The 3,426-nt window shown below is 55.9% G+C and carries 3 protein-coding genes; 1 reads left to right on the top strand and 2 read right to left on the bottom strand.

Translation table 11 applies throughout. The features are described from left to right. On the bottom strand, nucleotides 1-295 hold a 295-nt coding region (locus PXK07_RS18515), incomplete at its 3' end, for a hypothetical protein (RefSeq protein ID WP_274849782.1). 369 nt (nucleotides 296-664) lie between these two features. Between PXK07_RS18515 and PXK07_RS18510 the strand changes: the two genes are divergently transcribed. Beyond that, a complete protein-coding gene (locus tag PXK07_RS18510) occupies nucleotides 665-1,066 on the top strand; it encodes a helix-turn-helix domain-containing protein (protein WP_274849781.1) in 402 nt (133 codons plus the stop codon). A gap of 981 nt (nucleotides 1,067-2,047) precedes the next feature. Here the strand turns inward: PXK07_RS18510 and PXK07_RS18505 are convergent. Beyond that, nucleotides 2,048-3,172, bottom strand: a complete 1,125-nt coding sequence (locus PXK07_RS18505) for an ATP-dependent DNA helicase (RefSeq protein WP_274849780.1) — start codon at nucleotides 3,170-3,172, stop codon at nucleotides 2,048-2,050. Nucleotides 3,173-3,426: the final 254 nt, after the last annotated feature.

Here is a 3,426-nt window from a genome sequence, read left to right as displayed (position 1 = left end):
GGCCATGTCCGTTCTCCTTGCTTTTCAGCAAGATAGGGGATTTGTCGCAACCCAGTTTAGAATGTGCCGCGGCTACAAAATTTTCAGAGATAATGTATATTATGCAAAATAAAGGTGTCACAAAGGGGCGGTTGCCGGGCTCGCGCAAGCCCCGCCGCCATCCGGCGTTAAGTCGTCGCGCCGCTAAGAAGGCCATCAGTGCGCTCTGAGCGTCTTTCAGGTTCATCTGATAGAGCTTGTCATCCTGGCGAGCCCGCTCAATATGCTCTTCAAACCAACTGCTGAATTCTGCCAATCTGCACAGTCCGCGCGGCCTAGGGCGCCGGGTGTGCTTTGAAGCGGAGGTTCTGCTAGGTGGTTGGCGGCTTTTTGGAGTTTCACCAACTCCGAAAATACTCGTCCTGATGGACCCGAGGCCGGTCATGCACTGATACTCAAACCGGACTATTCAGGCGGGCTGAGTAGTTGTTTGAGCTCAAGGTTAGACGCCAGATCCATAGTGTGCGCAGTCGGAGCTATGTGCGCTAAAGCACATCATAATCATATTCTTCGACGACCACCTGTGGCCTTGGCTGTGACTATTGTCCCGCCACACATCCCCATCCTGGCCATCGCTATAACGAAGATATGCAGCACGCGCTGCGTCACATTTGAGAGGAAAACGATGTCCAAAAAACCACACGAAGATACACAGTTGGCGAAATACGTGGAACGCCGGGTGCTCGAACTGAAAGGACGGAAGAGCCAGGCAGAAATCGCCACCGAAGCCGGATATGTGAACCAGAACATGATCACGATGATCAAGCAGGGGAGCTCCAAGGTGGCTCTGGATCGCGTCCCGGCCCTGGCGCGCGCACTGGAGGCAGATCCGGCCTTCGTGATGCGGCTCGCCTTGGAGCAGGCGATCGGACAGACGGCAGCTGAGGCAGTCGTGGAGGTGTTCGGTGAACCCGTCACCGCGAACGAGGTTGGCTGGCTTCAGGCGATCCGTGAGGCCTCGAATAACACGGATCCCCGGCTGACCAGCAGATCGCAGGCGGCGATCAAGACGATCTTCGGGAGATAGGCACCATGTGCGGCCAGGAAGACGATCTGACCCCCAATGAACGCGCCTGGCTGCGCTTCCTGCGCGAGGTGAGCAATGACAGCGACCCTCGGCCCACCTTGCGCCGGGTGCAGCTCCTGCGGCGTCTCTGTGTGCCTAGATATGGATGAGGTGGACTATTGATGGGACCACGGCGAGGAATGGCGCGATCGTTGCGCTTCGCCGGGTCCCGAAAAGGTCCGCAACAACACGCGATAGGGTTGTCATGGGGTTTACATGGGTTGACATACGACAACCTCAGCGCCGTTTCATGTAAACCCAAACCCTCGAAAACACCCCAAAATCAGCCTTCAGGGTTTACCTAAAGTTTACATAAAGTTGACGGATTGAAGCCGAAAATGGCGTTTTTCACGAGAAATGTAAACCTCTCTTGCTGACAAAGCCGAGGAAACAAGGGGCTTCGGTGTCAGTCCAGCACTGCAAAAGAGCGCGCAGAACGTCGGTAGCGTGCGTGCAGTATACGAAACGCATCAGAACATGGGTCGTGCTCAGCGACGCGCAGAGCACGCCTGAGAACACACTATGTCAGTGTCGCAGTTACCGCCGGGATCGAGCAGAGAGTGTCTAGTGTAATGGTGCCGCGTCAAAGACCGTCCGGCACGTCAAACATGGATTGGGAGCAACAAGGTGCGCCAGATCGTCCAGAGGAGCCTAAGGGCGCGCCAGCACAACCACATCCTGTCCGTTAGCCGTGAATAGAAAGCTCCCATGCCTGACAAGCCTACCTCGACTGCCTCAACACTCCGAGCGAATGGACCCGTGCCATGAAGCCACGGTTTCGCGGCATGATCCGCGGCTTTGGCACTGTATTGGCCAGCACGGGTTTCGGCTCTGGCGCCGCCGAAGACCTTCAACCCGATGCTCCTATGGCTTTGGGCGTGAGACAGTACCGTCATTGGGAAGCAGCACCTCCCCAATGACTGAGCCAACAACAACTTGTGCCTAGAGGCGTGTTACCAGGGTCACGCGATCAGCAGCCCTTGTGACCGCCGTGTAGAGCCAATTCCTCGCATGCCTGTTAAAGATGTGGCTTTCGTCTTCAATGATCACATGGTCCCACTGGCTTCCCTGGGCCTTGTGTGCTGTCAACGCGTAACCATACCTGAAACGCTGAGTGTTTCTTAATTCATTCCCGGACACTTCAGTTTCATCGCGAGCGAAGAAGTCCGGATGCACGCGCACGCGATAGATTTCGTTGCTCGGAAAGTCGAGTGATTTCAGTTCCAACGAAATGGTCTCCGCAAACCGTGATTTCTTCGGTTTGGAGACTACGGTGAACATGCCACCGTTAAAGATTCCCAGACCATGGTCATTGCGCTGGCACGCCAAGCGATCGCCAATCTCTGGCAGATCGCTAGTGCGCCCCAGCGCTCGACGAATTTCTTCGTTGTAGTGTCTGCGGGTGACGTTTCTACCGACCAGGAGCTGGTCCGCACAAAGGACTTCATCGATCTCAAGGCTCCCATCCGGCACCACACAGCTGCGTCCATATGAACCATACTTCAGCGGTTTGCCTTCGCGAATGTCAGTCGCTAGCCGCAGGATCGGGCTATCCTTGGCCTGACGGTGGATTTCGGTCAGCATTATGTCGGGCTCGGTGTTAGTGAAGAATCCGTCACCATTCACAGGAGGCAACTGAGCAGGGTCTCCCAACGCGAGAATAGGTGTGCCGAACGACATGAGGTCGAGCGCCAGATCATCGTCCACCATGGAGCATTCGTCGAGTACGATGAGGTCGGCATCTGCTGCCGCACTGTCCATATCAAGCCGGAAGCTGGTTTTGCCATCCAGTCCCTTCTCTACCTGGTAGATCAAACTGTGAATTGTGCATGCGCCTTCACATCCATTGCGCTGCATCATCATGGCGGCCTTACCGGTGAAGGCTGCATAGACGACCTGTCTGTTCAGGCCAGCAGCCAAGTGTTTGGCGATGGTCGTCTTGCCGGTGCCGGCATACCCGAAGAGGCGGAAGACCTTGTCCGTCTGGGAGTCCTTCTTCAACCAGGATGCAACGCGGTCGAGTGCCGAAAGCTGCTGGCTGGACATGACAAAACGGGTGGCATTCATGTGTTTGTTTCCTTTTCAAGATGGGGAGCTCTCGCCCACCGGGCGCGGTTGGCAGGGGGATTATTTCTCGGGGGCGGTCAGGCCAACTGTTTGTTCGCAAGAGCAGCGTTCGCAGGGCTGACTGTGTAATGCCCCCCTTGTTTCGGTTTGAACTTCAGGAGGGGTGTTCCGGAGGAAGCTAGGGTCAGGACCCATTGATTTCCGTCCAGCGGCGTGATTCACGGTTCGAAAATCGAGCGGTAACATGTCTGATC

It is taken from the genome of Phaeobacter sp. QD34_24, assembly GCF_028890115.1.
Taxonomy (GTDB): Bacteria; Pseudomonadota; Alphaproteobacteria; order Rhodobacterales; family Rhodobacteraceae; genus Phycobacter.
This window is presented reverse-complemented; position numbering and strand designations above follow the sequence as displayed.